General features: G+C 62.9%; 30 protein-coding genes and 1 pseudogene. 15 read left to right on the top strand and 16 right to left on the bottom strand.

Translation table 11 applies throughout. From position 1 onward, the window contains the following. The first annotated feature begins 640 nt into the window (after window positions 1-640). Together NDB2M4_RS13025 and NDB2M4_RS13020 are read left to right on the top strand one after the other, a co-directional pair. Window positions 641-1,663 (top strand): glycosyltransferase family 9 protein, encoded by a 1,023-nt coding sequence (locus NDB2M4_RS13025; protein WP_072375784.1) that lies wholly within the window; start codon window positions 641-643, stop codon window positions 1,661-1,663. 86 nt (window positions 1,664-1,749) lie between these two features. Continuing rightward, a complete protein-coding gene (locus NDB2M4_RS13020) occupies window positions 1,750-2,511 on the top strand; it encodes a TylF/MycF/NovP-related O-methyltransferase (RefSeq protein WP_171988099.1) in 762 nt (253 codons plus the stop codon). Window positions 2,512-2,525: 14 nt separating this feature from the next. Here the strand turns inward: NDB2M4_RS13020 and NDB2M4_RS13015 are convergent, their stop codons facing one another. Next, window positions 2,526-2,738: a hypothetical protein gene (locus NDB2M4_RS13015; protein ID WP_072375780.1), complete on the bottom strand. Its 213-nt coding sequence runs from the start codon at window positions 2,736-2,738 to the stop codon at window positions 2,526-2,528. A gap of 303 nt (window positions 2,739-3,041) precedes the next feature. Here NDB2M4_RS13015 and NDB2M4_RS13010 point away from each other — a divergent pair, with 303 nt between their 5' ends. After that, window positions 3,042-3,944, top strand: a complete 903-nt coding sequence (locus NDB2M4_RS13010) for an MBL fold metallo-hydrolase (protein WP_244536167.1) — start codon at window positions 3,042-3,044, stop codon at window positions 3,942-3,944. Here NDB2M4_RS13010 and NDB2M4_RS13005 read toward each other — a convergent pair. The 3 genes from NDB2M4_RS13005 to pdxH form a co-directional block, all read right to left on the bottom strand. Further along, a complete protein-coding gene (locus tag NDB2M4_RS13005) occupies window positions 3,892-4,698 on the bottom strand; it encodes a DUF1499 domain-containing protein (RefSeq protein ID WP_072375778.1) in 807 nt (268 codons plus the stop codon). The genes NDB2M4_RS13010 and NDB2M4_RS13005 overlap by 53 nt on opposite strands. Before the next feature lie 258 nt (window positions 4,699-4,956). Next, complete coding sequence (locus NDB2M4_RS13000; protein ID WP_072375776.1) at window positions 4,957-5,715, bottom strand: SDR family NAD(P)-dependent oxidoreductase; 759 nt, start codon at window positions 5,713-5,715, stop codon at window positions 4,957-4,959. Window positions 5,716-5,802: 87 nt separating this feature from the next. Then, complete coding sequence (gene pdxH / locus NDB2M4_RS12995) at window positions 5,803-6,423, bottom strand: pyridoxamine 5'-phosphate oxidase (protein ID WP_072375802.1); 621 nt, start codon at window positions 6,421-6,423, stop codon at window positions 5,803-5,805. Window positions 6,424-6,594: 171 nt separating this feature from the next. Here pdxH and NDB2M4_RS12990 point away from each other — a divergent pair, with 171 nt between their 5' ends. The 6 genes from NDB2M4_RS12990 to NDB2M4_RS12965 all read left to right on the top strand — a co-directional run bounded on the left by NDB2M4_RS12990 (window position 6,595) and on the right by NDB2M4_RS12965 (window position 12,155). Further along, window positions 6,595-7,062 (top strand): hypothetical protein, encoded by a 468-nt coding sequence (locus NDB2M4_RS12990; protein WP_072375774.1) that lies wholly within the window; start codon window positions 6,595-6,597, stop codon window positions 7,060-7,062. Window positions 7,063-7,228: 166 nt separating this feature from the next. Continuing rightward, window positions 7,229-8,080: an enoyl-ACP reductase FabI gene (gene fabI, locus NDB2M4_RS12985; RefSeq protein ID WP_072375772.1), complete on the top strand. Its 852-nt coding sequence runs from the start codon at window positions 7,229-7,231 to the stop codon at window positions 8,078-8,080. A gap of 21 nt (window positions 8,081-8,101) precedes the next feature. Then, on the top strand, window positions 8,102-8,689 hold the full coding sequence (locus tag NDB2M4_RS12980) for a histidine phosphatase family protein (protein WP_072375770.1): 588 nt from the start codon (window positions 8,102-8,104) through the stop codon (window positions 8,687-8,689). A 482-nt stretch (window positions 8,690-9,171) separates the two neighbouring features. Then, complete coding sequence (gene aroC / locus NDB2M4_RS12975) at window positions 9,172-10,257, top strand: chorismate synthase (protein ID WP_072375768.1); 1,086 nt, start codon at window positions 9,172-9,174, stop codon at window positions 10,255-10,257. Between the two features lie 77 nt (window positions 10,258-10,334). Next, a complete protein-coding gene (locus NDB2M4_RS12970; protein ID WP_072375766.1) occupies window positions 10,335-11,324 on the top strand; it encodes an aldo/keto reductase in 990 nt (329 codons plus the stop codon). Window positions 11,325-11,609: 285 nt separating this feature from the next. After that, a complete protein-coding gene (locus NDB2M4_RS12965) occupies window positions 11,610-12,155 on the top strand; it encodes a hypothetical protein (RefSeq protein ID WP_139247257.1) in 546 nt (181 codons plus the stop codon). A gap of 175 nt (window positions 12,156-12,330) precedes the next feature. On the opposite strand, the pseudogene NDB2M4_RS12960 reads toward NDB2M4_RS12965, so the two are convergent. The 5 genes and pseudogenes from NDB2M4_RS12960 to NDB2M4_RS20020 form a co-directional block, all read right to left on the bottom strand. After that, window positions 12,331-12,831: pseudogene (locus NDB2M4_RS12960) on the bottom strand (ferritin-like domain-containing protein); the annotation flags it as partial. 123 nt (window positions 12,832-12,954) lie between these two features. Beyond that, entirely contained in the window at window positions 12,955-14,310 is a 1,356-nt protein-coding gene (gene rimO, locus NDB2M4_RS12955; RefSeq protein WP_072375760.1) for a 30S ribosomal protein S12 methylthiotransferase RimO, read from the bottom strand. Window positions 14,311-14,456: 146 nt separating this feature from the next. Further along, window positions 14,457-16,847, bottom strand: a complete 2,391-nt coding sequence (gene lon, locus NDB2M4_RS12950) for an endopeptidase La (protein WP_072375758.1) — start codon at window positions 16,845-16,847, stop codon at window positions 14,457-14,459. Window positions 16,848-16,864: 17 nt separating this feature from the next. Then, window positions 16,865-17,275: an Hsp20/alpha crystallin family protein gene (locus NDB2M4_RS12945; RefSeq protein ID WP_072375756.1), complete on the bottom strand. Its 411-nt coding sequence runs from the start codon at window positions 17,273-17,275 to the stop codon at window positions 16,865-16,867. 147 nt (window positions 17,276-17,422) lie between these two features. After that, window positions 17,423-17,830, bottom strand: coding sequence for a helix-turn-helix domain-containing protein (locus tag NDB2M4_RS20020; protein ID WP_139247256.1), 408 nt, complete (start codon window positions 17,828-17,830; stop codon window positions 17,423-17,425). 323 nt (window positions 17,831-18,153) lie between these two features. Between NDB2M4_RS20020 and NDB2M4_RS20015 the strand changes: the two genes are divergently transcribed. Beyond that, the gene (locus tag NDB2M4_RS20015) at window positions 18,154-18,402 is read left to right on the top strand and encodes a hypothetical protein (protein WP_139247255.1); all 249 of its coding nucleotides are present in this window, start codon (window positions 18,154-18,156) and stop codon (window positions 18,400-18,402) included. A gap of 113 nt (window positions 18,403-18,515) precedes the next feature. On the opposite strand, the gene NDB2M4_RS12930 is transcribed toward NDB2M4_RS20015, so the two are convergent. Next, on the bottom strand, window positions 18,516-18,716 hold the full coding sequence (locus tag NDB2M4_RS12930) for a hypothetical protein (protein WP_072375750.1): 201 nt from the start codon (window positions 18,714-18,716) through the stop codon (window positions 18,516-18,518). A gap of 84 nt (window positions 18,717-18,800) precedes the next feature. After that, entirely contained in the window at window positions 18,801-19,229 is a 429-nt protein-coding gene (locus NDB2M4_RS12925) for a PRC-barrel domain-containing protein (protein WP_072375748.1), read from the bottom strand. A gap of 354 nt (window positions 19,230-19,583) precedes the next feature. Between NDB2M4_RS12925 and NDB2M4_RS12920 the strand changes: the two genes are divergently transcribed. Beyond that, complete coding sequence (locus tag NDB2M4_RS12920; RefSeq protein WP_072375746.1) at window positions 19,584-20,264, top strand: Crp/Fnr family transcriptional regulator; 681 nt, start codon at window positions 19,584-19,586, stop codon at window positions 20,262-20,264. A gap of 11 nt (window positions 20,265-20,275) precedes the next feature. Here the strand turns inward: NDB2M4_RS12920 and NDB2M4_RS12915 are convergent, their stop codons facing one another. Both NDB2M4_RS12915 and NDB2M4_RS12910 read right to left on the bottom strand, forming a co-directional pair. After that, a complete protein-coding gene (locus NDB2M4_RS12915; RefSeq protein ID WP_072375744.1) occupies window positions 20,276-20,476 on the bottom strand; it encodes a hypothetical protein in 201 nt (66 codons plus the stop codon). A 224-nt stretch (window positions 20,477-20,700) separates the two neighbouring features. Further along, a complete protein-coding gene (locus NDB2M4_RS12910) occupies window positions 20,701-20,943 on the bottom strand; it encodes a hypothetical protein (RefSeq protein ID WP_072375742.1) in 243 nt (80 codons plus the stop codon). Window positions 20,944-21,181: 238 nt separating this feature from the next. Between NDB2M4_RS12910 and NDB2M4_RS12905 the strand changes: the two genes are divergently transcribed. The 3 genes from NDB2M4_RS12905 to NDB2M4_RS20590 all read left to right on the top strand — a co-directional run bounded on the left by NDB2M4_RS12905 (window position 21,182) and on the right by NDB2M4_RS20590 (window position 22,282). Continuing rightward, on the top strand, window positions 21,182-21,496 hold the full coding sequence (locus NDB2M4_RS12905) for a NepR family anti-sigma factor (RefSeq protein WP_072375740.1): 315 nt from the start codon (window positions 21,182-21,184) through the stop codon (window positions 21,494-21,496). Continuing rightward, window positions 21,493-22,074, top strand: a complete 582-nt coding sequence (locus tag NDB2M4_RS12900) for a sigma-70 family RNA polymerase sigma factor (RefSeq protein ID WP_072375732.1) — start codon at window positions 21,493-21,495, stop codon at window positions 22,072-22,074. Before NDB2M4_RS12905 ends, NDB2M4_RS12900 begins: the two co-directional genes overlap by 4 nt. A gap of 85 nt (window positions 22,075-22,159) precedes the next feature. Continuing rightward, window positions 22,160-22,282 carry a hypothetical protein gene (locus NDB2M4_RS20590; RefSeq protein ID WP_280173534.1) on the top strand — a complete coding sequence of 41 codons (123 nt, stop codon included), beginning with the start codon at window positions 22,160-22,162 and terminating at the stop codon, window positions 22,280-22,282. A gap of 64 nt (window positions 22,283-22,346) precedes the next feature. On the opposite strand, the gene NDB2M4_RS12890 is transcribed toward NDB2M4_RS20590, so the two are convergent. Both NDB2M4_RS12890 and NDB2M4_RS12885 read right to left on the bottom strand, forming a co-directional pair. Then, window positions 22,347-23,162: a response regulator gene (locus tag NDB2M4_RS12890; protein WP_072375728.1), complete on the bottom strand. Its 816-nt coding sequence runs from the start codon at window positions 23,160-23,162 to the stop codon at window positions 22,347-22,349. A 148-nt stretch (window positions 23,163-23,310) separates the two neighbouring features. Continuing rightward, a complete protein-coding gene (locus tag NDB2M4_RS12885; protein ID WP_072375726.1) occupies window positions 23,311-23,484 on the bottom strand; it encodes a DUF1328 domain-containing protein in 174 nt (57 codons plus the stop codon). A 152-nt stretch (window positions 23,485-23,636) separates the two neighbouring features. Between NDB2M4_RS12885 and NDB2M4_RS12880 the strand changes: the two genes are divergently transcribed. Then, on the top strand, window positions 23,637-25,457 hold the full coding sequence (locus tag NDB2M4_RS12880; RefSeq protein WP_072375724.1) for a PAS domain-containing sensor histidine kinase: 1,821 nt from the start codon (window positions 23,637-23,639) through the stop codon (window positions 25,455-25,457). A gap of 20 nt (window positions 25,458-25,477) precedes the next feature. Here NDB2M4_RS12880 and NDB2M4_RS12875 read toward each other — a convergent pair whose 3' ends face one another. Next, on the bottom strand, window positions 25,478-26,395 hold the full coding sequence (locus NDB2M4_RS12875; RefSeq protein ID WP_072375722.1) for an EamA family transporter: 918 nt from the start codon (window positions 26,393-26,395) through the stop codon (window positions 25,478-25,480). Window positions 26,396-26,397: the final 2 nt, after the last annotated feature.

The following is a 26,397-nucleotide window of genomic DNA, read 5'->3' as shown; positions in this document are numbered from 1 at the left end:
TTGACACGTCCAATCCGACATAGCAGGTCATCGAGCAGCCTCCGATGTGCGAAGAGCCGAGCAATAGCGCTCTGACCGCGGCACTATGGAGGATCATGCTCCGCCGCGATTACCCGATGTCCACACATGGGACGAACCGCTCTTGCGTAGAGCGACAGCGACGCCACTGCGGCTACTGGCTGGCCCCAGGTTGGCGTGAACTGAAATGTGACGAAATCGAAAGTTGCGGATAAAACGCCAATAAGATGATTCTGGCTGTAGCTTGTTGCTTCGGGAGCAAGGGGTCGGGAGTTCGAATCTCCCCGCTCCGACCATCATTTTTCCTCGGCTTGTTCCGGCTTCCGGCGTGGCGTCGGCTCCACAGGTCCGGACCAATTCGACGCGCCCCCATGAAAATGCTGGGTAGAAGGTTACGGCGCGAGCGCTTCAACGCTAGCATCCAGGGGTTGCCGCTCCGGAGATTGCCTTGACCATCTTGGATTATGTTGTCGGAGGCGTCCGCCGCCTCCCCTATTATTCGACGCGTCCGCTAGAATTAGCGAATACCCTATCCCGGCATTGGTATCGCTGGCGGGAAGCGGAACGTGGGGCACCTGCTGATTGCGCATTTCTCGTCAGCGGGGGGCTCGGGGATAAGATTGTGGCCGCACGTTACGTGCGCGATCTCATCGAGCATTGTGGCCCGATGACTTTCGACACTTATGGGTCCAAGCCAGGCGCAATCGAATTCGCCTTCGATGGGATCGAGGGGTTGCGCGATTGTTTTTCGCATGAGGACTTCTTTCGGACCCGCCGCCAGTACCTGGCCGTGTTCGACGTCACCGATTTTGTCTGGATGCGGAGCCTGTCACCGCTCTTCGCCACGGATGCCCGACAGCGCGAACTTATCGAGAAGTTGCGCGGTATCGGCCGCTCAATCAAGGCTTTCACTCACCCCATCAACAACTTCGCGAACATGGTCAGAAATCGTCCGCACTTGGATAATTTGCTGGCCCAGACCTCGGTGGCGAAGGGGTACAATCGCCACAACTTCTGTCATGCCCTTTCAGGCATTCCGTATGGCGGTCATAGCCTCGATATTCCACTCAAGGACGATGCGTTGCGGTGCTTCGGCTTAGCTGATCGCCCGTACATCACGATCGCAGATGGCTATGATCGAGAGTTCGAGGGCATTGATGCGGAAGCTCCGCGCTCGACTAAGTCGTACCCGCACTACGGTGCCTTGGTGGCCAACCTGAAGCGGCTCTTTCCCGATCTGTACGTGGTGCAGGTGGGCAAGGGTCCCTCCCTACCGATCGCCGGCACAGACAAGCTGCTTGTCGACAAGACATCCCTGCCGGAATTGGCTTCGGTGCTGGCCGCATCACGCTTCCACATCGACAATGAGGGTGGCCTCGTCCATTTGGCCACAACTCTCGGTACGCCCTGCTGCGTTGTGTTCGGCCCGACCAACCTCGCGTACTTCAGCTACGACGAAAATATCAACGTTCGCCCGGTCACGTGCGGAAATTGCTATTGGATAACGGACGACTGGATGACGCGCTGCCCACGCGGAGATGATATTCCTGTCTGCACGCGCGAGATATCGCCGGACACCGTTTGCAAGCTAATCGCTCCGACGATCGAGCGGGCCATCAGGGCTCCGCAGACGTCAATGGCGTAGGCAACGGCCGGTACCGCCCAATGCGGCAGGCCCAGCCCGAACGATTTCGGTTGATCAGCGGCGATCTTGAAGAAGGATTGGACAGCGTGGCAACCGTAAACACTCTTCTGAAGCGCAGCGGGGTCGACGTCGACGGCCTTGTAAAGCGTCACGTCATTGAGAAATACCCTCGCTCCGAGATCCCGCAGCGATATGGCGTCAACCTTGCGCGGTATCGCGAACGTGGTGGCGCCATCGACCTGCCCGCTGAAGTTGAGTTGTTCATCAAGGGGTCGGAGAACAACAAGCAGGACCTGTCGCGCCTCTATGCGTTGTGCCTCGCGTTCGATCAGATCGAGCACGAGTCCATAGCTGGCGATATGGCTGAGCTTGGCGTCTACAAAGGGCACACGGCCGTCGTTCTTGCGCGCTTTGCCCGCCGCACGGAGCGCCATCTCTATCTGCTCGACACGTTTTCCGGGTTTGCCGAAGAGGATCTGGCCGGTCCGGACCAAACTCAGCAGATGCAATTTCAGGACACCGACTTCGACGCCGTGCGGAGCTTTGTTGGCGACGGCCCGGTTTCATATGTTCGCGGCAAGTTCCCCGATACGGCCGATCAGCTCCCCAACGAGGGCAGATATGCGCTGGTGCATATCGACTGCGATCTCTATGCGCCGATCAAAGCGGGCCTTGAATATTTCTATCCGCGGATGGCACCGGGCGGGTTCCTCATCATCCACGACTACTCGAGCCTCTACTGGCCGGGCGCTGAGCAGGCTATCGACGAGTTCTTCGCCGACAAGCCGGAGTCCGTCATCCCGATGCCGGACATCTCGGGGACTGTTGTGGTGAGGCGCTGCAAGTAGTCTCGGCGACCGGCCTAGTCTTTCTCGTTCTGCCGGTCCCCGTCGCTGCTCTGGCGGCGCGGACGCGGTGGCTTCAGATCATCGGGACCGGATTTTCCGGTCCCCTTGCCGGCGCTGCCGCCGTAGCCCTTGCTCATGCCTTCCCCGCCTTGGCCCTTCTGACCGGGCAGCCAGCTCTTGTGCGCGGGCTCGGACGGTGACCGGACCGGGGATTCACGCTTCGCCATTGCACTCTTCCTGGGGCGGGGTGAGCAGTTCGGCCCACATCGCAAAGCTCGACATCATCAGCTGCGCGTAAAGATGGGGCATAAGAAATATCGGCATGGCGAACTCTCCTTGTACCTGCGCAGGAGAAAACACCGACGCGTGCCCGGGTGTTCCATGCAGATGGTGCGGGTAACCATGTGATTGGGACAGGAGCGCCCGGCGATTGGCGCCATTGATATCGAAGTCACCAATGCCTAAGCATGTCGACACGCGACGGCACACAGGCCGATGCGTAACAGCCGCCGCACCGGCACACCTTCAACGTGAGCGACAGCCTGAAATTCAATACGACCATGCAGTTTGCGTATGGCACGCCCGACCGGATGGCCGACGGGGTGCTGCGGCTGGTTGCGCCCAATGCGGGGCCGCTGACGTTCAAGGGCACGAACACCTATCTCGTCGGCCAGCGCAGCGTCGCGGTGATCGATCCGGGACCAGACAACGCTGCGCATCGCGAAGCCATTCTCGCCGCGGCGGCCGGTCGCCCCATCACACACATCATCTCGACGCATGCCCATCGCGACCATACAGACGGCATCGCTGCGCTGAAAGCTGCGACCGGGGCTTGCACGTACGCGTATCGCCGATCGGAAGTGACGCAAGAAGGCGGCGGCGATCCAGAGGCAGAGTTCGTCGGGCACGAATTCATCGCCGACGTGCACGTGGCGCATGGCGACGTGATCGCGGGCGAGGACTGGAAGCTAGAGGCGCTGCATACGCCGGGGCATGCGCCCGACCATCTGTGCCTGGTGCTTGACCGGGACGGCGTCGTCTTTTCGGGCGATCATGTGATGGCGTGGAATACTTCGGTGGTGGCGCCGCCCGAGGGACGCATGTCGGACTACATGCGGTCGCTGGAACTGCTGCTCAAGCAGGACGCCACGCGGTTTCTGCCGGGGCACGGTGGTGCGGTAGATGAGCCGCGGCGCACCGTGAAGGCATATCTGCTGCATCGCAAATGGCGCGAGCAGGCGATCCTCGATGCGGTGCGCAGCGGCACCAACACGGTGCGCACTCTATTGCCGGTGATCTATCGCGATCTGGACAAGGCCGTGGCCGGGGCGGCGATGATGTCGCTGCGCGCACATATCGATCACCTCGCAGAGCGCGGGCTTATCTCCTGCGCCGATTCTTCGAACGCCGATTGCGAGGCCGTTCCTCTTTAGCTTCCTTGGCTTCGTCGTCGCGTTCTGCCCTGGCGGCGGGAACGGTCGATTCCATCACCGTGACGATCTCTTTGAGGATCTCGCGCACGCGCTCGGCATTGCGCCCGAGATCGTGTCCGCCGTAGCGCGAAGCGGATCGCACATCGAGGCGCGCATGCTGTTCGTTGCCCGACACGCGGATGGCGACGTCATCCTGCAGACCGAGAATGAGTGTGCGATCGGCAATCTCGATGATGCCAGCGCGTCCGGCGTCAAGATCGGGCACTTCCTGGTGGACGACGTCCATCTTGAGGCGCTTCACTGCCTCGCCGGCAAGCCCGAAGACTTCATCGGCCGGGCGGTCGATCTCGATTGGTTTGATGTCCGGGTAAGCGGCGAGCTGCTTGCGCGCGAACTTGGTGCCCGGATAGGCGACGGCGTTGGAGCCGGGCTGGCGGAGCTTGGCGATCTCTTCGAAGGGCGGCGGATTGACCGTGTCGGTGGTCACGTCGTTGATGTTCGGAAGGCCCTCATACTTGGGCAGGAACACGAGCGGCCAGAGCATCAGTGCCAGACTGACAAGCACCGCGAAAACGATGCGGGCAGTTCCGGGGCGGCCGGTCCGCCAGATGCCGACGGTTGCCGCAATGGACATGAGCAGCGATATGCCCGCGCCCAGGAACGCCACTGCGGCCAGGTTCTCGGCGATCGGCGTCGGGAGGCCGAAAATGCGGTGTAGAAACGCGGCGGTGCCCAGCAGCACTGCAGAAAACACGGCAATACGGCTCGTCCAGCGAGCAAAGAACGACGGTCCTAGCGGTGGCGGGGGCCTCATGCTCGGCGTGGCCTTGCGTTGCTGTGCCGGGGAAAATGGTTCTGGGTTACGGGTGCCCGACTCGGATGGTGCCCCCGAATAGCACCCCTCGCCGCGACGACCTAGGTCTCTGGAAAAGAGAATAGCCGAGAATCAGGCGAAAAACAGCGAGCCGTGGCGGGCGGCCGATTTCGGCCCTGGGGCCCCCGAACGGGCGCGTCAAACGTGCTGGCCGCCGTTGATCTGAAGCTCGGCGCCATGGATGTAGCTCGACTGCTCGCTGCAGAGAAAATAGATGGAGCGGGCGACCTCGTCGGGCGCTCCTAGCCGGTGCATCGGAATCTGCTCGTCGACGATCTTGCCCGTGCCGGGAGAAAGGATCGACGTCTCGATCTCGCCGGGAGAGATGGAATTGACGCGGATGCCGCGCGGGCCGAAGTCGGCCGCCATCTCGCGCGTCAGAGCAGTCAGCGCAGCCTTGGACGTGGCATAGGCCGAGCCGGCGAACGGATGCACGCGGCTGCCGGCGATCGACGTGACGTTGACGATAGCGCCCTGAGCACGTTCCAACTCGTCGAATAGTCCGCGTGCAAGCATGATGGGCGCGAAGAAGTTCACCTGGAATACGTTGCGCCAAGTCTCGGCATCGGTGTCGATGGCGTTCAGTCGCGCGCCACCCTTGGCCTTGGGGCTGATGCCGGCGTTGTTGACGAGCGCGTGCAGCATCGAGCCTTCCGGTTCGAGGCGGCGCTTCAGTTCGGCGATGGCGCGTTCGATGTCGGCCGGGTCAGCGAGATCGACCTGCATGTGATCATCGCGTCCCATTTCCCAGGGGCATTCCTCGGGGAAGGGATAACGTGAGCAACTGATGACGCGCCAGCCGGAAGCAGCAAAGCGCTTCACTGTCGCGTGGCCGATGCCGCGCGATGCGCCAGTGAGCACCAAAGTCTTTCGCTTCTGTTTGCCGCTCGTCGGCATGGCGAGCACCCTTTCGCAGAGCAACCCGGCCGGGATGACCGGGGCTTGGAGCGAGGTCAGGCGGCGGCGCCTCGCTGGCTTAAACCATCAAGGATATAGGCGCGTTCTGGTCCAATCCGAATGGGCGTTGTCGCGGCGAAACACAATGCGCTCGTGCAGGCGCGACAGGCGGCTGTGCCAGAACTCGATCTCGAGCGGCGTGACGCGGAAGCCTGACCAATAGGGCGGGCGCGGCACGGCGCCGACGAGATACTTCGCGGCATATCCAGCCACCGCCTTTTCCAGCGCGAAGCGGCTTTCCAGCGGGCGGGACTGCTGCGATGCCCAGGCGCCGATCTGCGATGAGCGCGCGCGGGTGGCGAAATAGGCGTCGGCCTCTTCTGCGCTGGTCGGCGTCACCGGCCCACGCACGCGGACCTGCCGGCGCAGACTTTTCCAGTGGAAGTCGAGCGCGGCATAGGGTTTGGCGAGCAGTTCGCGGCCTTTGGTGCCTTCGTAGTTGGTGAAGAACACGAAGCCACGATCTGGGAAGCCGGCGGGATCGACGCCCTTTAGCAGCACCATGCGCACGTTGGGATGGCCGCTCTGATCAACGGTCGCCAGCGCCATTGCGTTGGGATCGTTCGGCTCGTGACGCTCCGCTTCGGCGAGCCAGTTAGCGAAGAGTTCGAACGGCTCGGCAGCGCCGGCGAAATCGCCGGGCGCGATGGCGCCTTCGCTATCGGATTCGGGATGGTGCTGGCTCAAGTCGGACCTCGCTAGACGGAACTCGACGCGCGGGACAGCGGTTTAGCCTGCCTTAACCAAACCAGCTCATACTTGCCGAAGGTCGCCCCGCAAGTTGCGGAATGTAGCGTCGTCAGCATCGAGTGAAGCGTCATGAGTTCGCACCCCTCTCTAGTTACGCTTGCCACAGTTGTCACCACCGGTCTTGTCCTTGCCGGTCACGTACTTCTCGGCTCGACCGCAGCCTTCGGCGGCGAGCAATGGGAAACTTCGATTTCGACTGAGCCCGATCCGACGCCGTCGATGCCGGGCGTGACCGTTCTCCCTGGGTCCACCGTCAACATTCCCGTCGGTCCTTACCGCCTCGACGAGAAGGATGAGATCGCGGCGCTGGAGCGCATCCAGTACGCCCTCTCGGAAGTCGGCGACGGCAAAACTTACGTCTGGCGGCGCTGGCACGGAAAGCTTTCCGGCCTGATCCAGCCGACCGGATCGTTCAAGGACGGCGAGGGGAAGGTGTGCCGCCACCTCGTCGTGATGATGACCACAGGTAAAAATACCAAGCGCCAGGAAGGCATTGCCTGCCGCCTCCCCAGCGGTCGCTGGCAATTGGAAGGCTGATCGGGTTTCCCCCAGACCCCGTCAGCCGTTTGGAAAGGCCGGCCCCCTCAGGGCCGGCCTTTTCCCATTCCCCCCTGCGAAAAAGCGCCCATCTGGACCCAACAGGGCATTTGTGTAGTATCCGCGCCGAACGCACAGGGCCAACCAGGAAATAGAGAGAGAACCCATGACGGAGCCGATGCCGAGCGCAGGGGTTGCGAAGGGCAACCTGTTGGCTGGCAAGCGCGGCCTAATCATGGGCTTAGCGAACAACCGCTCGATCGCCTGGGGCATTGCCAAGGCTGCGGCGGCACAGGGCGCCGAGCTTGCCTTCACGTATCAGGGCGATGCCCTCAAAAAGCGCGTGGAGCCGTTGGCCGCGGAGCTGGGGTCGAAGGTCGTACTGCCGTGCGACGTCGTCGATGCCGGCTCTATGGACGCTGTTTTTTCCGAACTCGAGCGGGCCTGGGGCCAGCTGGACTTCCTCGTCCACTGCATCGCCTTCTCCGACAAAGCCGAGCTCGATGGCCGCTATGTCGACACCAGCGAGAAGAACTTCACCCAGACGATGCTGGTCTCGTGCTACTCGCTGACGGCGCTGGCCGCGCGGGCCGAGAAGCTGATGCCGCCGGGCGGGTCGATCCTGACGCTCAGCTATTACGGCGCCGAAAAGGTGATGCCGCACTATAATGTGATGGGCGTCGCCAAGGCCGCGCTTGAGGCGTCGGTGCGCTATCTGGCGGCCGACCTCGGCCAGAAGGGCATCCGCGTCAACGCGATCTCGGCAGGCCCGATCAAGACGCTCGCCGCCTCCGGCATTGCCGACTTCCGCTACATCCTTCGGTGGAACGAGTACAACTCGCCGCTGCGCCGGACGGTTACGATCGAAGAAGTGGGCGCGTCCGGCCTTTACCTGCTGTCGGATCTGTCGCGCGGCGTGACCGGCGAAGTGCACCACGTCGATTCCGGTTATCACGTCCAAGGCATGAAGAACGAGGACGCGCCGGACATCACCGTCGCCAAGAGCGAGGGCGCCTGATAGCGGCGCAGCGTAGCTGGCGTGCGGGACGACGTTACGATCTACCTCATCCGCCATGGCGAGACCGACTGGAATGCGCAGTCGCGCTACCAGGGGCAGGCCGATATCCCGATGAATGCGGTTGGGCGATCGCAAGCCCAGCGCAACGGCGAAGCGCTTCGCGCCCTGTTGCCAAAGGTTGTTGATGCGCACTTCGTCGCCAGTCCTCTCGGTCGCGCACGAGAGACAATGGAAATCGTGCGCGCCAGTCTCGGGCTCGACCCGAGCGGCTATGAACTCGATGACCGCCTGAAAGAGCTGCACTACGGGCACTGGCAGGGCGTGTTCGCCTCCGATCTTGCCGACTTCGACGCGCAGGGTGCCGAACAGCGTTCGCGCGACACGTTCCGCTGGCGCCCGCGCGGGGGAGAGAGCTACGCGGATCTCATGGAGCGGGCGGTCGATTGGCTCGGCGGAGTGACGCGCGACACGGTTGTGGCTGCGCACGGCGGCATCAGCCGCGTGCTGCGCGGACATCTTTATGGGATCGAGCCCTCGCTCGTCCCTGAGCTGGAGGTGCCGCAGGATCGCATCCTGGTGCTGCGCCGAACCGGGATGGAGTGGCTGTAAGCACCATCCCCAAAAGCGAAGAAGAGCCGAGGCAGCGGCTGCCCCAGCTCTTCCCGTCACGTCGATGTCCGCTCGATGACGGTTGCTCAGGCCATCAGGGAGCGGCGCTGATGTTCGGGCACGATGCACGGGGCCCGTATGCTGCGGCACGCGATCGGCGGTTCTTGCGCCTCAACGCTCAGAAACACTTCGACCAATTGGTCCCAAGGCATGGCCTGAAGGTGACCGGCGGTCTTCCACCAAGCGGCGGCAATGCAGAAAGGCTGGCACGGGTGGTGCCCCCTTTCCTGCTGTCTCTTTGCAGCTAGTCGCGTGTCGCGACGCGGTACTAAGGCCAGATAAACTGCGTCGCGCGCTCATGTCACGGTCTTTACAGGCTCTGCTCTTGCGGGCGTGCGCTTGCACTCCTAAGACTGGCACAACTGCCACGGCTCAAGGTTGCACGCGCATCCAGAGCTCATCCCCTTACTTCGGCTTTCGGCATGTCTCACAACACCTTCGGCCATCTCTTCCGTGTCACGACCTGGGGCGAAAGCCATGGGCCAGCGCTCGGCTGCGTCGTCGACGGGTGCCCGCCAGGGCTGCCGCTGGAGGCGGACGAAATCCAGGCTTTCCTGGAGAAGCGGCGCCCGGGCCAGTCGCGCTACACGACGCAGCGGCAGGAGCCCGATGCAGTGGAAATCCTGTCAGGGGTGTTTCCCGACGCCGACGGGCGGCAGGTGACCACGGGCGCACCGATCTCGCTGATGATCCGCAACGTCGATCAGCGCTCGAAGGACTATGGCGATATCGCCTCCAAGTTCCGGCCGGGCCATGCCGACTACACCTATTGGGCGAAGTACGGCATCCGCGACTATCGCGGCGGCGGGCGTTCCTCGGCGCGCGAGACTGCGGCACGCGTTGCTGCCGGCGCTGTAGCGCGCAAGGTGATCCCGGGCGTGACCATCCGCGGGGCATTGGTGCAGATCGGCGATATCAAGGTCGACCGGTCGTTGTGGGACTGGGACGCGGTCGATTCCAACCCGTTCTTCTGTCCGGACGCTGCGACTGCCGTCCACTGGGCCGATTATCTCGACTCCATTCGCAAATCGGGCTCGTCCATCGGCGCGGTGATCGAGGTTGTCGCCGAGGGCGTGCCTGCGGGCTGGGGCGCGCCGCTGTACGGCAAGCTCGATCAGGACATCGCTTCGGCGATGATGAGCATAAATGCCGTGAAGGGCGTCGAGATCGGCGCGGGCATGGGCGCTGCTGAATTGACCGGCGAAGAGAACGCCGACGAAATTCGCATCGGCCATGATGGCAAGCCGTGTTTCCTGACCAATCACGCGGGCGGAATCCTCGGCGGCATCTCGACCGGCCAGCCGATCGTGTGCCGCTTTGCGGTGAAGCCGACGTCGTCGATCCTCACGCCGCGCAAGACGATCGACGTCAACGGCGCGGAAGCCGATGTCATCACCAAGGGGCGCCATGATCCCTGCGTCGGCATCCGTGCGGTGCCGATCGGGGAAGCGATGATGGCGATCGTGCTGGCGGACCACTATCTGCGGCACCGCGGCCAAGTGGGCTGAGGCCTTTCAATCGGTCGCCGGCGAGCCTATGTCCGGGGCACTCCCCTGAAGACAGCGCAAATCCGCAGAGGCTCATCATGCAATATCGCGATCTCGGCCCGTTGAAGGTGTCCGCCCTCGGGCTCGGCTGCATGGGCATGTCCGATTTCTACATCGGCGGCGGGAGCGAAGCGGAATCGATCGATGTCATCCACCACGCGATCGAGCTGGGGGTGAACTTCTTCGACACCTCCGACATGTACGGCAGCGGTGCGAACGAGGAGCTGGTCGGGCGCGCACTCAAGGGGAAGCGCGACAAGGTGGTGCTGGCGACCAAGTTCGGCATTCGCCGCGATCGCGCGGCGAGCGGTACGCCGTATGGGGTGGACGGCAGCCCCGCCTATGTGCGGCAGGCGTGCGAAGCCAGCCTGAAGCGGCTCGGCGTCGACACCATCGACCTTTACTACCAGCACCGCGTCGATCCCAATACGCCGATCGAGGACACGGTCGGGGCGATGGCCGAATTGGTGCGCGAGGGCAAGGTGCGTTACCTCGGCCTTTCGGAAGCAGCACCCGAGACGATCCGGCGCGCGCACAAGGTGCACCCGATTGCGGCGCTGCAAACGGAATACTCGCTGTGGAGCCGGGAGCCGGAACAGCAGATCCTGCCGACCGTTCGCGAGCTGGGGATCGGATTTGTTGCCTATAGCCCGCTCAGCCGCGGCTTCCTCACGGGCCAGATCAAATCGCCGGATGATTTCGAGGAAGGCGACTATCGCCGCAACGCACCGCGCTTCCAGGGCGAGAACTTCGCTCGCAATCTGGAGCTCGTAGCGGCTGTCTCGGAACTCGCCGCGGAGAAGAACGCAACACCGGCACAGCTTGCACTCGCGTGGGTCCTTTCGCGCGGCAACGACATCGTGCCGATCCCGGGCACGAAGCGCCGGAAGTATCTGGCGGAGAATATCGGTGCGCTCGCGCTGACGCTGACGGCGGAAGATCTGCGGCGCATCGACGAAGTGTTTCCGCTGGGCGTTGCTGCCGGTGATCGTTACCCGCCCGCAGCGCTCACCGCCGTCAACCGCTAGGCGCCTTCGAGTTGTGCGCGCAGTAAAAATTTCTGCGCGCATACGGGCAAAATGTGACGCGCATGGCTAGTCAAAGTTTGCTGCGTGCGTTATCGTCGCACCACTAAAACACAAGCAAATCTGAACACTAACGTTGCGACCTAACGAGGCTCTGCAGCGCACGGCTTTCCTTGCTCGCAAGGGCGTGCGCGCATGCACCTTCGCGAGGACGCGCGATCGAAGAAACGTGCCTTCTGTGTGGCGCAGTTTGTGCCCAGTTGGCGCCGATGGGGAGGCGTCTTTCAGGTGTTGATGAGAGTGGAGGACGGCCACGCGCGGCCGAAGCTGCTGAGCAAGGCCGCGGTAGAAAAGACGGCACCGGACATCCGCCTCGACCTTGCCGCGTCCGTGCCGCTGATTGCGCGAGACAGTTTCGTCGCCGAGACGTCGAACAGGATCGAGCAGTTGAATGCGACCGTGCGGTTGATGTCTCGCGATCTGGGAAACATCGCCTGCAGGGTGGCTGACCTCGAAGCCATCGCCGATCAGGAGCGGCGTCTGCAGTCGTTCCAGAAGGGTGACCGGCGCTCGAAAGATGCCAAGCTCGATGAACTGCTGCGCGGCTGTCGCGATCTGAAGGCGCGGCTCGATCGGATCGAGGGACGAACGGCCGGCGACTTTCACGCCTACAACAGCTTCGAGGCTGTCAGTCGCAAACTGGGCGAGTTGGACGGATTCCGGGATGAGGCAAAGGGCCTGGAGCGCACGCTGAAGCTCAAGGCATGGCTGCTATGTGCGGCGGTGAGCGCGTCGGCAGTCATTCTCGTCATGGCGACTGCGCTCTCGACTTGAGCTGGATAGGAGGAGCCGGCGGGCGTGCCACTGCTCCTCCCGTCCGTGCCGCTCAGCTTGCGCGGCGACGCTGTGCGGCGGGACGCTTGCGCGGTTTGGCTGCGTACTTGGCGACCTTGCGACGCGTTGTGGATGAGCTTGTTGCACGCCGCTTCGGGGCGCTGCGCGTCTTTCGCGCCACCCCCCTGTTGACGTGGGTCTCGGCGACCGTTGTCAATTTTTTGTCGGCAGCTTTTTCTTCCTTGAGGTTGCGCTCGAGCAGCGGGATGACATCGTCCTTGCCGAGTTCCGCGGCCCAGGCAATGAGCGTTCCGTAGCGGGTGATCTCGTAGTGCTCTACCGCTTGCGCGGAAGCGACAATGGCGGCGTTGGTTGCGGTGCGACCATCGACCTGTCCAAGAAGGTCGTCGCCTTCGGCCAGGATGCCGTCGATGCCGGGGCAGCGCGTGGCGCGAGGCTTCTCGCCAATTTTATCGAAGACCTGCTCCAGTCGTCTGACCTGGTTCTCGGTCTCGAGGAGATGCTGCTTCAAGCCCTTCTTGAGCTCGGCATCCGAGGCCGCTTCGATCAGCTTCGGCAAACTCTTAACGATCTTGTTCTCGGCGTAGTAGATGTCCTTCAGTCCGTGCAGAAATAGATCGTCGAGCGACTTCAGATCACGCGAAAACAAGCCCATTGTGCGTCTCCCAAAACGACGGCGAAAATTGTTTGACGTCGGAAGAACGTACGTTGGTGGGGCAGGTTCCAGTCGCGAGCAAAACGCGGAACGCGGCTCTCTTCTGAATGGAGTCCAAATTCGCTAGGCGCGCTCGGCCCAGAGGTCGTAGTCGTCGGCGTTGGTTACCCGTGCCTTGACGATGTCGCCAGGCTTCAGGTCCGTGTCGCCATTGAGGAACACGCTGCCGTCGATCTCGGGCGCATCCCACTTCGAGCGGCCCAGTGCGCCTTCTTCGTCGATTTCATCGATGATCACATCGATCTCGCGTCCGACGATACCGGCGAGGCGCTTTTCGCTGACCTCTTTGGCGGTTTCCATGAAGCGGTGCCATCGCTCGTCCTTGACCTCATCAGGGACGGCGCCCGCGAGTTCGTTGGCGGGGGCTCCTGCGACGGGCTCATAGCGGAAGCAGCCAACGCGGGCCAGTTCGGCTTCGCGCAGCCACTGCAGCAGTATCTCGAAATCTTCTTCGGTTTCGCCGGGGAAGCCGACAATGAAGGTGGAGCGGATGGCGAGGTCGGGGCACATCTGGCGCCAGCGGCGGATGCGCTCCAGAGTTTTTTCCTGATGCGCGGGGCGGCGCATCGCCTTCAGCACGGCGGGCGATGCATGCTGCAAGGGCAGGTCGAGATAGGGGAGGATCTTGCCCTCCGCCATAAGCGGAATGACGCTATCGACGTGCGGATAGGGATAAACGTAGTGCAGGCGCACCCAGGCGCCGAGGTCGCCCAGCGCCTCACAGAGCTGCTGGAAGCGCGCCGGCAGGGCGCGGCCTTTCCACTGGCTCTCGGCGTATTTCAGGTCGAGACCGTAAGCACTCGTGTCCTGACTGATGACGAGCAGTTCCTTGACGCCGGCATTCACCAAGCGCTCGGCTTCGGTCATCACGTGGTTTGAGGGGCGGCTTTTCAAATCGCCGCGCAGGTGCGGGATGATGCAGAACGAGCAGCGGTTGTTGCAGCCCTCGGAGATTTTCAAATAGGCGTAGTGGCGCGGGGTAAGGCGCAGGCCTTCGGCAGGCACCAGATCGATGAAGGGATCGTGCAGCGGCGGGGCGGCGTTGTGCACGGCCTCGACGACTTGCTCGTACTGGTGCGGGCCGGTGACGGCCAGGACGCCCGGATGGCTTTCGCGGATACGCCCTTCCTCAACACCGAAACAGCCGGTGACGATGACACGGCCGTTCTCGGCCATGGCCTCGCCGATGGCTTCGAGGCTTTCCTGTTTGGCGCTATCGAGGAAGCCGCAGGTGTTCACCACCACGACGTCGGCGCCGGCATAGTCGGGCGACACGGCGTAGCCCTCCGCGCGCAGCTTGGTGAGGATGCGCTCGGAATCGACCAGTGCTTTCGGACAGCCGAGCGAGACGAAACCCACGGTCGGGGTTTTGCCAATCTGGCGCGGGGTGGCCTGCTTTGTTTCTATGGGTGAGGTCATGGATCCACGGATAAAGCCATGGCGGCGCCTCTAGCACGTGCTGAGGCTCCCGGCGAGCCCGGCGTTGCTCACCATTGAGGCGAGCAACGCAGAACGACGCTGTTTTGGGCGTTTGGCCGCACCGAACGGCTGCGGAGCGGTCGCGCTTACTGCGCCACCGCAGCCGCTTTTTGATCTTCCAGCGCCGCGCCGAGGGCATCTTCGACGCGCTCCAGCCAGATCAGTTCGAGCTGCCGGCGGGTCTCCTCGGACAGATCCTCGATGTCCTTCTTGTTGCGCGCAGGGAGCATAACGCGCGTGATGCCCGCTCGCGCCGCGGCCGCCAGCTTCTCCTTGATGCCGCCGACCGGGAGCACGAGGCCGCGCAGACTGATCTCGCCCGTCATCGCCGTGTCGGAGCGAACGGGGCGATCCGTCATGAGCGAAGAGAGCGCGGTGAACATCGCGACGCCAGCCGACGGTCCGTCCTTGGGGATGGCGCCCGCGGGGACGTGCACGTGGATGTCGCTGCGCTCGAACAGCTTCTCGTCGATGCCGAGCTGGGAGGCGCGGTTCTTGACGATCGACAGCGCGGCCTGGGCGCTCTCGCGCATGACCTCGCCGAGCTGGCCGGTGAGTATCAGCTTGCCGTTGCCAGGTGAACGTGTCGCCTCGATGAAGAGGATGTCGCCGCCGACGGGCGTCCAGGCGAGACCGGTTGCAACGCCCGGCACGCTGGTGCGCATCGCGACTTCGCTCTCGTACGTCGGCGCACCTAGGATGGCGTTGAGGTCGCTGGCGCTGATGCGGATCGGCCCCTCCTCGCCCTCGGCGATGCGCACGGCTGTGTGACGCAAGACCTTGCCGATCTCGCGTTCGAGATTGCGGACGCCGGCCTCGCGCGTATAGAGGCCGATGATCTCGCTCAGAGCATCGTCGTCGATCTCGACCTGCCCGGGCTTGACGCCGTTGGCTTCGAGCTGGCGGGCGATGAGATAACGATTGGCGATGTTGAACTTCTCTTCGGCGGAGTAACCGGAGAGTTGGATCACCTCCATGCGGTCACGCAGCGGGCCCGGGATCTGATCGAGCACGTTGGCGGTAGCGATGAACACGACGCGCGACAGGTCGAACGGCACCGCGAGGTAATTGTCGCGGAAAGTGTTGTTCTGCTCAGGGTCGAGCACCTCGAGCATCGCCGCGCGCGGGTCGCCCTGGATGCCAGAGCCGAGCTTGTCGATCTCGTCGAGCATCATCACGCAGTTGCGCGATCCGGCCTTGCGGATGGCCTGAATGATGTTGCCGGGCAGCGCGCCGATGTAGGTGCGGCGGTGACCGCGGATCTCCGCTTCATCATGCACGCCGCCGAGGCTGACGCGCACGAACTTGCGGTTCATGGCGCGGGCGATCGACTGGCCGAGCGAGGTCTTGCCGACGCCGGGCGGGCCGACGAAGCAGAGGATCGGGGCTTTGCCTTCCGGCGCGAGCTTGCGCACGGCGAGGAACTCGACGATGCGGCGCTTGATCTTGTCGAGGCCGTAGTGGTCCTCGTCGAGGATGCGGCGCGCTTCCTTGATGTCGATGGGCGTTTCTTCGGGCAGCTTCCAGGGCAGCTCGATCAGCCAATCGAGATAGGTGCGCGTCATGCCGTAGTCGGGCGAGGCTTCCTGCATGCGTTCGAGGCGGCGCAGCTCCTTGCGGGCCGCATCCTCGACTTCCTTGGGCATGCCAGCCTTGGCGATGGCCTCCGACAACTCGGCGATGTCCTGTGCCTTCGACTGCTCGCCCTCGCCGAGCTGGCGCTGAATGGCGGCCATCTGCTCGCGCAGAAGCACCTCGCGCTGACGCTCGTCGAGCGAAGCCTTGGTCTGGCGGCCGATCTCCTGAGACAGGCGCAGCACTTCGATGCGGTGCGCGAGCAGCGACGACACCTTGTCGATGCGCGCCGACACGTCGACGGTCTCGAGTATCTCCTGCTTCTCGGCCGGCTTTAGATCGAGGTAAGCGGCCGCGAGGTCGGCGAGGGCGCCGGGCGTGCTGACGCTCTGAACCGCGACGACCATCTCCTGCGGCACCTGCGGCAGCAGCTCGAGCGCCTCCAGCGTCTGACGCTGCAGGTTGAGGAAGCGAGCCTCGATCTCGGGCGTGCGCTCGTCGGATTCGGCAATGCGCTTCACGCGGGCGACCATGTAGGGCCAGCCGTCGAGGAACTCCACGACCTGGAAGCGCTCGTCGCCTTGCACGACAAGGTGATGCGAGCCGTCCGGCGCGGTGACGTAGCGCACGACGTTGGCAACGGTGCCGACGCGATGCAGGTCGATTGCCTGCGGATCGTTCTGGGTGCCGTCGCGCTGCATGATGATGCCGACCTGGCGCTGCTCGCGAACGGCGTTTTGCGCAGCCGCGATCGAGCGCTGCCGGCCGACCGTCACCGGAATGACGACGCCAGGGAACAGCGTGATCTCGCGTACCGGAATGATAGCCACAGCGTCGGCGGGGAGCGGCGGCGTCGCCGTTGAAGTGGCGCGGCCGGCGGTCTGGTTTTCGGGGGCGTCCATTTTCATTTCAGTCAAGATTATGCCTCCACCTTGGAGAGGAGCACGAGCAGACAGCCGTCAGCGAACTTGCGGCGCACGTCGGAGTAGCGGCCAGCGGGTAGACGCAGCCGGCGCTCGAAGCGCCCCTGCGGCAGCTCAAGGCGATGGATGATGGCCGAGCTCACCTCGGGAGGGAGCGTGCGGGCGCCAGCGACGACGAGATCCGGTCCGTCGATGCCGACCTCGACGCGTTCTGGCTTCACACCCGGCAGTGCGATGACGACCAGCACATCGCGCTCGCTTTCGAGCACGTCGGCGGGTGGCTCCCACGCCGGCTGGCGCGAAGCCGAGTGTACGGGCTGGAAGAATTGTCGATGCATGCGTTCGGCGCGCGCAAGCATCTCGCACGCTTCCGACCACATCCACCTGTTGGGAAAATTCTCGCTCATATGTCTTGCTCGTGTCCCACTTGCCGCCTCGGGACCCGCAACAAAACCGGATGCCCCAGGGGAGCATGAAACATAATGCTGAATTAACGGATTTCTACCAGGGCCACCGGCGCGGCAGTTTCAAATCGCGCCGATGGGTGCGCGCCTCTACTCAGAGAGCCGCTCGAGGCCGGCAACATCCTTGAGGCGCAGCGCCGAGTTTGGCGCTCCCTCGATCAGTCCGCGGCGATTGAGATCCACGAGCAGTGCGGCGAGGGTGCCGATGTCGACGCCGAGCAGGTCGGCCACGAAGCCCGAAGTGAGCGCGTCGGGGACGATCTCGGGGTCACGCCCCTCATAGCTGTTGTTCTGCGATATCGAGAGAAGCAGGCCCGCAACACGGGCCAAGGGCTGGTCCGCGCGAACAACGCTGGCACTCGTCCATGCGGCCGCCGCTGCGTCCGGCTCTACACCAGCTGTTCCACCGCGAGCTGAGCTATCGCGCACCCGCCGCGACCCAGCGGGCCAGGGAAGAGTCGGCTCATAAACCTCGATGGGAGCAGTATGGGCAGGCATCACGCAATCTCCAGTCCTCGAAACTGACGTAGATCGTAATGCGCATCAGGCCTTGGGAGTTCGCCGCGTAGGTATGAAAGTGTTAGATTTTGTGATAATCGCCCCCTACTTGGGTATAATGCATATGCCATCCGGGTGCGCTTTACGGCGCAGCCCCCAGATTTCCCTTGAAAAACGGCCTTTCGGGGCCGATATACCCGCCTAGCAAGTGCGCGTTCGCCGCGCACAAAGTGCCGCAGCGGCTCTCGCATCCAGGAAATCTCAACTTTTTTGCTGGAAACGCCAGGGTCCCGGCGTTTCAGCGGCGGATGTTTCAACTCGAAGTGGCAAGCATGGTTGAGGAAGATTTGACCAGTCTGAAGGAGCATGGCGCCTACGCCGACTGCCGCGACGCATGTGGTGACAACTGCTGCGACACGTACGAGGCCGAGCGCGAGGCGCGCCGCAGTTCTGAGCAGAAGACGCGAAAGTGCCTGCTGTGCCGTGAGCCGTTTCCCAGCGCGTGGGCTGGAGAGCGCGTGTGCCGCAAGTGCAAGTCGACGTCCACCTGGCGCAGCAGCGGCATGGAGTGATGCCGGCTCTCGATCGGTAGGGTGCTGTGGGGGCGGCTAGGTGCCGCCCTTTTGCTTTTTGGCATCCAGAGTGCCGGCTGGCGTGTTCGCACAGCCGGCCGGGGCCCCCCAGATCAGGGGCTTGGTGCTGTGGACTGCGTGGGCGCGGGGTCCGGCGTGCTCATCTGCGTAGAGCCGCCATAGAAAACCGCGTACAGCGCGACCGCGGCAACGACAGCGATCAGCAGTGATGTCACGAGGACGCGGAGATTGAGCCTCCTGGGAGAGGATTGGCGCGCCTCGGTCGGCGTCAGGACTTCTTGGGTCCGCTGCATGGTTTTCTCCAATTTTTGAGTTGGCGTGAGTAAGCCCGCGGGGGGATGAACCCCGCGGACTTGTCCGAGTGCCTTCAGTCCGCGTTAGGAGCGGTTTTCCGGCTTCACGTACTGGGGCGCGGATTCCAGAGCCGCCTTGGTCATGCCGGTGCTGACAGTGAGCTTGCCGTCAGAAGCCTTGGCGAACCGCAGCTGGTCGAACGGCAGGGCGACGTCCTTTTCGCCTAGACCAAGAAAGCCGCCGACCCCGACGATGACCGCGGCGACCTTGCCGTCGGTGCTGATCAGCACGTCGTTGATGTCGCCAATGGACTCGTTGGCGGCGTTCTTCACGCTTTCGTTAATGAGCTTATTTGCTGAAATGTCTCCGGCGGCCGGCGAGGCCATTTTTTCGGCAATTGTTTCCGCAGCCGCATTATTGGGCTCCTGCACTGCGGGCGACGTAGCGGTCTGGGCCAGCGCGGGCGCCGAAAGGGCGGCAATCAGGGCTGCGGTGGCAATAAACTTCTGCATTGGACTTCCTCCTCACTATTGGTCTGCGCGCAGCCACCGCGACAATGTGCACGCGGTGACTGCACCTGTAGGAAGAACGAAGTCGATGCTGCCAGGGTTCCTCGAATTGACGCGTCGGTAGTACGCAAAATTCACCATGTCATTATAAGAAACATTCTAATGCCACTTTGCGAAGAATATCGATGGCGCCGAATACGCCAGGGCAAGAATGAGCTTGTTCCTTATGGAACAGCGATCGGAGAGTTTCGTTCTAGGAATAGCTGAGACGCGTAGGCGATTGGGCGCGCTTGGATTTCGACTTGATTATGGCAACCGCGCTGCCCATGTCGTGAGCTTGATCGAGTGAGTTGTACAATGCTTGCTGTGACGCCTATTTCCGAGACTTGTGTTGGCGGTACCTGTGGGACCGGCCAACTTGCACATCCGCGGCTGCGCCCAACCCAGGTTCGGCGGCTCGCGCGTGGTGAGGCACTGTTTTCGCGTGGAGATCAGCGCACACAACTCTACCGAGTAGAGCGCGGCGCGCTGTGCCACTACCTGCGTTGGGACGATGGCCGGCGCGAGATCATTGAGTTCGCGTTTCCTGGTGACATCATTGGGTTCGGTCACCTCGGCGAGCACATCACCACCGCACAGGCTGTTGCCAAGACGATCGTGAGCCCGGTGAGCGAAGAGGCTTTCGAGCAGCTGCTCGAAACCGATGCGCAGCTGGCCGCACGCTATGCTGTCGCCGCTGATCGCGAGTTCGATTACGTGCGCGCTCGGGCTGTCGCGGCCGGTCGCGGAAAGCCGGTGAAGCGCGTCGCGTCGTATCTTGCAGCCCTCGCCCGCATCAGCGCCAACGAAGGCCGTACGCGCGAGCTCATCTCGGACGGCTACTCATCGGGTGCAGTGGCAGATCAGCTCGACATCAGCCTCGATGCGCTCGCCGATGCGCTGCGCGATCTGGAGCAACGCGGTATTGTCGCGCCAGACGATGACGGCTTGCGCATTGCCGATCTCGACGCGCTGGAGCAGTTCGCCGACGCGGCATAACGCGTCGCCGCCTACGTTCGCGGCGTTTTGATGCGCATCGTTGTTTCGAGAACCGCATCTTTCTTGGACCAGACGTGCTCTCCCCCGCATGCGGGACAGCGCACCGGTGCAGCCATGATGTTTGGAAGTGCCTGGAAGCTGTCTTGGTCAGTGTCGATACCGACGTGAATCAACTCGTCGGTAACAGGACAGCGAATCATGATCGCGCCCATGAAAGTCCCCCCACGACGCGTCACGCCCCCGTCTGCGCGATGCTTCGCCAACCGACGCAAATCGCGCCCCAATACGTAGTTAGATTGTCGTCAAACTCGGCCAAATGATGTTCGCAAACCGAACCGCGCCGAGTTCGTGATGGGAGGGTGATCGTTGGGCGACAAAAAGCCGGCGTGTCTTGGACGTCTTTAGGCGAAACGCGAATGCCAAGAGACGGGCGACTTCAGCCGGCATCAATCTTGGATGACGTGGCGACGTTGTTTGAAAACATCCCAGTGCCGGTGTCGTTATGAGCGGCCGCCGCCTCGGAAGGGGGAGCAGGCCCCTCCTCCATTCTTCTCAGCGCCTCCAAGCTCCTTCTGATCGCTGCTGAGGCGTCCACCGGACCTTCTTCATCGGCGCCCAGCATCTCCTTCAGTCGACGACCGATGAGTTTAGTCAGCTCTTCGTTCTTGCCCGTTCTCACCCGCGGTGCCTTTGGAGTTGATTTTCCTCTGGCCAGCTAACCCTATAAAGGCCGCTAAGTTCCCCTTCCTGGCCAGGATCAGCGGGTAGCAAACCACCAGAAACGCTGTGACGAAAAAACCTCGGAACCCTTACGCGCCCATACGCGTTGTTGAGGCTTCGGGGTTGGATGTTATGGTCCGCGACCAGATAAGGCGCGCAAGTAGCCAAAAACGGTCGAGGGGAGGCGGAGGCCGCTGATGTCAGAAAAGAAAGAGGCGTTCGCCAGAGCAGCCACCGAGAGCGGGCAAGATGTGGCGGGCGCTGGCGCACGAGGAACGGGGGGCAGCAATACTCCGCGCGACGAGAAGGTCACCGAAAGCCAGCCGGGGGGGCAAAAGGCACCCGACCAGGCAGTGATCCCAGGAATTCTCGGTAAACAACTGCGGGCGGCCTACGGCGAATTGCTGAGCTCGCCAGTGCCCGACCGCTTCAACGATCTCATCAAGAAGCTCCAACACAAAGAAAATGAAAGCGCGGCGACGGCGGTCGGCGACGAGGAGGAGAGCGCTTGAGCGGTAGCGGACACGACAGCACTCTGCACGATGACCTCGTGGCCGCGATCCCGAACATGCGTGCGTTCGCGATCTCGCTCTGCGGCAACCGCGACCACGCGGACGATCTGGTGCAGGAAGCGCTCGTCAAGGCATGGAACCATCTCGACTCGTTCGAGCAGGGGACCAACCTCAAGGCGTGGCTCTTCACCATCCTGCGCAACGCGTACTTCTCGGAACTGCGCAAGACGAAGCGTGAGGTGGCCGACAGCGACGGACAGCTGGCGAGCCGGCTCTCGGTGCCAGCCGAGCAGCAAGGCCATCTCGATCTGGTCGACCTGAACAATGCACTCGGCAAGTTGCCGGTGGACCAGCGGGAAGCGCTGATCCTGGTGGGCGCGGAAGGGTTCTCCTACGAGGACGCTGCTGCGATTTCAGGATGTGCCGTGGGCACCGTGAAGAGCCGGGTCAACCGTGCGCGCACGCGTCTCAACGAGCTGATGACGACACTGCCGACAGACGAACCAAAGTCGAGCGACGACAAGGCCGCTGACCGTGCGGCACAGCCGGGCCGCAGGCGGGCAGCGGGCGCCATTTGAAGCGCTGCTGCCCAGCGATGATCTCTTCGTTGATCCCATTGTGAAAGCGGACGTGTTGCCGGCGCCGGGAAGGGCGAGGTCAACCGTGCGCGCACGCGTCGCCAACGAGCTGATGACGACGCTGCCGGCGCGCGAGCCGAAGTTCAGGATCGCCGGCGGGAAGCAGCGCCATTTGAAGCGCTGCCGCCCATCGACGATCTTTCGTTGATCTGATTAGGAGGAAGAGGGTGTGCGGCGGCGCCGGGGGGCCGAGTTGCCCCCCATCCGGACGATCAGGCCGAGGCGGCCTTTGCGTCCGGCAGACGTGCCTTGTAGTCAAAGAACAGCGCTTGGCTAATCACAGCCTGCACCGTTTCTGTGCGGAAGGGCTTGTTGATCAGGAATGTAGGCTCTGGGCGACTTCCGGTGAGCAAGCGCTCCGGATAGGCGGTGATGAAGATCACCGGCACGTCGAAAGTTTCCAGGATCTCGTTGACGGCTTCCAATCCAGAACTGCCGTCGGCAAGCTGAATATCCGCCAGAACGAGTCCGGGCTGGTGCTTCTTGAAGGCGGCAACAGCCTCGGTGTGAGTGCGAGCCGTGTCGGAGACTGCGTGACCGAGGCCGGAAACGAGGTCTGCGAGGTCGAGGGCGATCATCGGTTCGTCCTCGATGATCAGCACGTTGGTTGCGACCTGCTCGGCGATCTCAGACGCTGCCTGATCGACGAGAGCCTTCACCTCGGCTTCGTCGGTTTTCAGGACTTTCGCCGCGTCGGAGGTTGAGAACTCCTCCACGGCCATCAGCAGAAACGCTTGGCGCGCACGCGGCGTTATCGCTTCGAGCTTGCGGTCGGCCGCGGCGAGCCGCTCCGATGTCGGCTGTTCGGCCCTCGCGTGATTGAGCCTCACCGAATTCCAAACGTCGAGGAAGCACTGGTATGTGGCCACGCGTGGCTCAAGGTCGACAGGAAACATCGACGGCTCGGCCGCGATGGCTTCGAGCATGGCAACGACGTAGGCGTCGCCGCTCTCCTGACTGCCGGATAGAACACGTGCAAACCGCCTCAGATAAGGCAGTTGCGGTGCGACGCTTTCCGAAATGGACATGATCCTCCCCTTTACAGGCCGCCCATAAAACTCATGAGCGCATAAACGCTCAAGTGTGTGAAAAGTTCCTAGCCGCGCCCAGCTTGTGCCAGGCGCGGCTCGCAAAATCTGACAAACTGCTGATTATGCTCGGAATTAACAAGAGCGGTTAGCCTCTGCGGAGCAGACCGCCGACGACCGATATGACCAAAAGAATTATCGCGACCCAGAAAAGGATGCGTGCACCCTCAGTCGCCACACCAGCGACGCCTCCGAAGCCGAGGAACGCGGCGACGAGCGCGATGACGAGAAAGACGATGGCCCAGTAGAGAAGATTGCCCATGGTAGCCTCTTAGCGGAAAGCCGGTTAGGAACGATGGTGCTAAAACTGCAACGGCGGCTGCATGGTTCCGTGCGTCGCCATGGAACTCTTTGCAGCACCGACCATTCTTCATGCGCACGAGCCCAATGCCTCCACGAGCAGCCAGTCATGAAATGAAGAAACGTATCCAGGAATTCGACTGGAGCCGGACCGCTATCGGCGCCGTCGAGGATTGGCCTACCTGCCTCAAATGCGCCGTCGATCTCATTGCGGCTTCGCCCGTCCCCATGGTCCTGCTGTGGGGCCCTACCGGGATCATGATTTACAACGACAGCTACGCGTCGTTCGCAGGGGTGCGCCATCCGGAGCTGCTCGGCATGCCGGTGGTCGAGGGGTGGCCAGAAGCGAGCGAGTTCAACACCCGCGTCATAGAAACCGCCTTCGCAGGCGAGTCGCTGTCGTTCCGCGACAAGCACTTCAATCTCAACCGGCGTGGCGTTCCCGAGGACGTGTGGGTCAACCTCGACTACAGCCCGATCCGCAACGACGACGGCAAGGTGCTCGGTGTGCTCGCCATCGTGGTCGATACGACGCCATGGGTGTTTGCGGAACGTGCGCAGCGCGAAAGTGAATCCCGCTTTCGCACGCTGGCCGACAATATCGCTGCGTTTGCCTGGATGGCCGACGATAACGGCAATATCTTTTGGTATAACAAGCGGTGGTTCGACTACACGGGGCTGCCATTCGAGGAGGCGCGCGAGTGGGGCTGGCCGCTGCGTCAGCACCCCGACCATGTCGAGCGCACGATGGAGAAGATCAACCGCTGCCTCGCCAGCGGCGAGGTGTGGGAGGACACGTTCCCGCTGAAGGGGCGCGACGGGGTATATCGCTGGTTTCTCTCCCGTGCGATGCCAATCCGCGACGACGCGGGTAACGTTATCCGCTGGTTCGGAACGAATACCGACATCACCGAGCACCTCGAGGAGGCCGAGAGAAACGCTCAACTGGCAACGATCGTCGCGACTTCAGCCGACGCGATCATCTCGATGTCGAGCGAAGGCCTCATTCAATCGTGGAACCCTGGCGCGGAAATCATGTTCGGCTACACGGCCGATGAGGTGATCGGCCAATCGGAACAGATACTTTTCCCGGAAGGCTCGGCGGCGGAATTCGAGGATAAGTATCGTCATCTGCGGCTGGGCGAGCATGTGCTGCGCGATACAGTGAGGCGCCGGAAGGACGGAAGCCTTCTCGACGTCGCCATAAACGTCGCGCCAATGCGCCGACCAGACGGGCGCATTTTCGGCTTCTCCGCAGTGTTTCGCGACATCACCGAACGCAAGCGGGTGGAGAAGCATCTGCGCACGGTGATGCGCGAGCTTTCGCACCGCACGAAGAACCTGCTTGCCGTCATCGTCGCCATGGTGCGGCAGACAGCCCGCACGAGCAGCGATGTCGCCGTGTTGCAGTCACAGCTCATTCAGCGACTGCAGAGCCTTTCTGCGTCGCACGACCTACTGGTCGCCGAAGATTGGACAGGCGCTTCGCTTGAAGAATTGATCCACGCGGTGCTGCAGCCGTTCACTGGATCGTCCGAAGTGTCGCTGGAGTGCAAGGGGCCGCACGTTTTCGTCAACGCGACGGCCGCGCAGAACCTCGGGCTGGCGTTGCATGAACTTGCCACCAATGCGGCAAAGTACGGGGCGCTGTCGACGTCGAACGGGCGCGTGCATGTCCGATGGGATATCGAGCCGCGCGAGGATGGTTCGCGCTGGTTGGTGCTGCACTGGAACGAACGTGGCGGGCCGCCGGTCTCGCCGCCGACGGTGAAGGGATTTGGCCACGTGGTCATCGAGCGGGTTGTCGGCCAGGCGCTGAGTGCGAAGGTGGACTACAAGTTCGCCCCCGGTGGCGTCGAATGGTCGATCACCATGCCGGTGGAGTTCATCGTGCGCTGGCGGACCGAGCAAGGCGCCGTGCCTAAGGTCAGCTAACTTGCTCGGCGATTCACACGTCAAGTTGCGTTGGTAGCCTCGCGGCGGCGGAGCGCTGCCAACATCCGCGGCCACATTAGATTGATGAAGAGCCCGAGAAGAACCAGCGCCATCGCTTCGAGCTTCCAGGCCTGCAGCGGCTCGCCGAGAAACGCGGCAGAGGCTGCGATCCCGAACAGCGGGACGAGAAGCGACATCGGTGCGACGCTCGCGACCGGATAGCGAGACAACAGCCATCCCCACACGGCATAGCCGAAGAGCGTGTTGCCCACGGCCTGCCATAGCACAGCGGCCCAGGTGGCGGGGGTGGCATTGGCGATACCTGCGGCCATGGCTGCCGGACCTTCAAGCATCAGAGCTGCCGCGATCAGTGGCGCCACGGAAAATGGGCTCGCCCAGACGACGTAGCTCAACATATCGGCCTTGGGCGATGAACGGACGACGATGTTGCCGCCGGCCCAGCAAAGGGCTGCGGCGAGCACGAGCGCCAGCCCGGCCGGTGTCGTCATCGTGTCCGTGTTGAGAATGATGAGCGCGATGCCCGACACTGCGATGGCAAGTGCCACGAACTGAAAGGGGCGCACACGCTCGCCGCTCAGCACGGCTGCAAGCCCGATGGTGAAGAACACCTGCATCTGCACGACCAGCGAGGCGAGCGCGGGCGTGATGTGGCCGTTCATTGCGATGAAAAGCAGACCGAATTGGCCGCCACCGATCAGCACCCCATAGCCGGCGAGGTTACGCCAGGACACATTTGGGCGCGAAACCAGAAGCATGGCCGGAAAGAATGCCAGCGCGAAGCGCAAAGCAGCAAACGTGAGCGGCGGCAGGTGGTCCAGTCCGACACGGATGACGACGAAGTTCGACCCCCACACCGCCATGACCACGACGGCCAGCAGCGCGTGGCGCAAGGGCAAGCTGACCGGAGCGGGTGTCATCG

The sequence above is a fragment of the Hyphomicrobium sp. NDB2Meth4 genome (genome assembly GCF_900117445.1).
Taxonomy (GTDB): Bacteria; Pseudomonadota; Alphaproteobacteria; order Rhizobiales; family Hyphomicrobiaceae; genus Hyphomicrobium_A.
The sequence above is the reverse complement of the archived record's forward strand: the minus strand, read 5'-3'. Positions and strand labels throughout refer to the sequence as shown.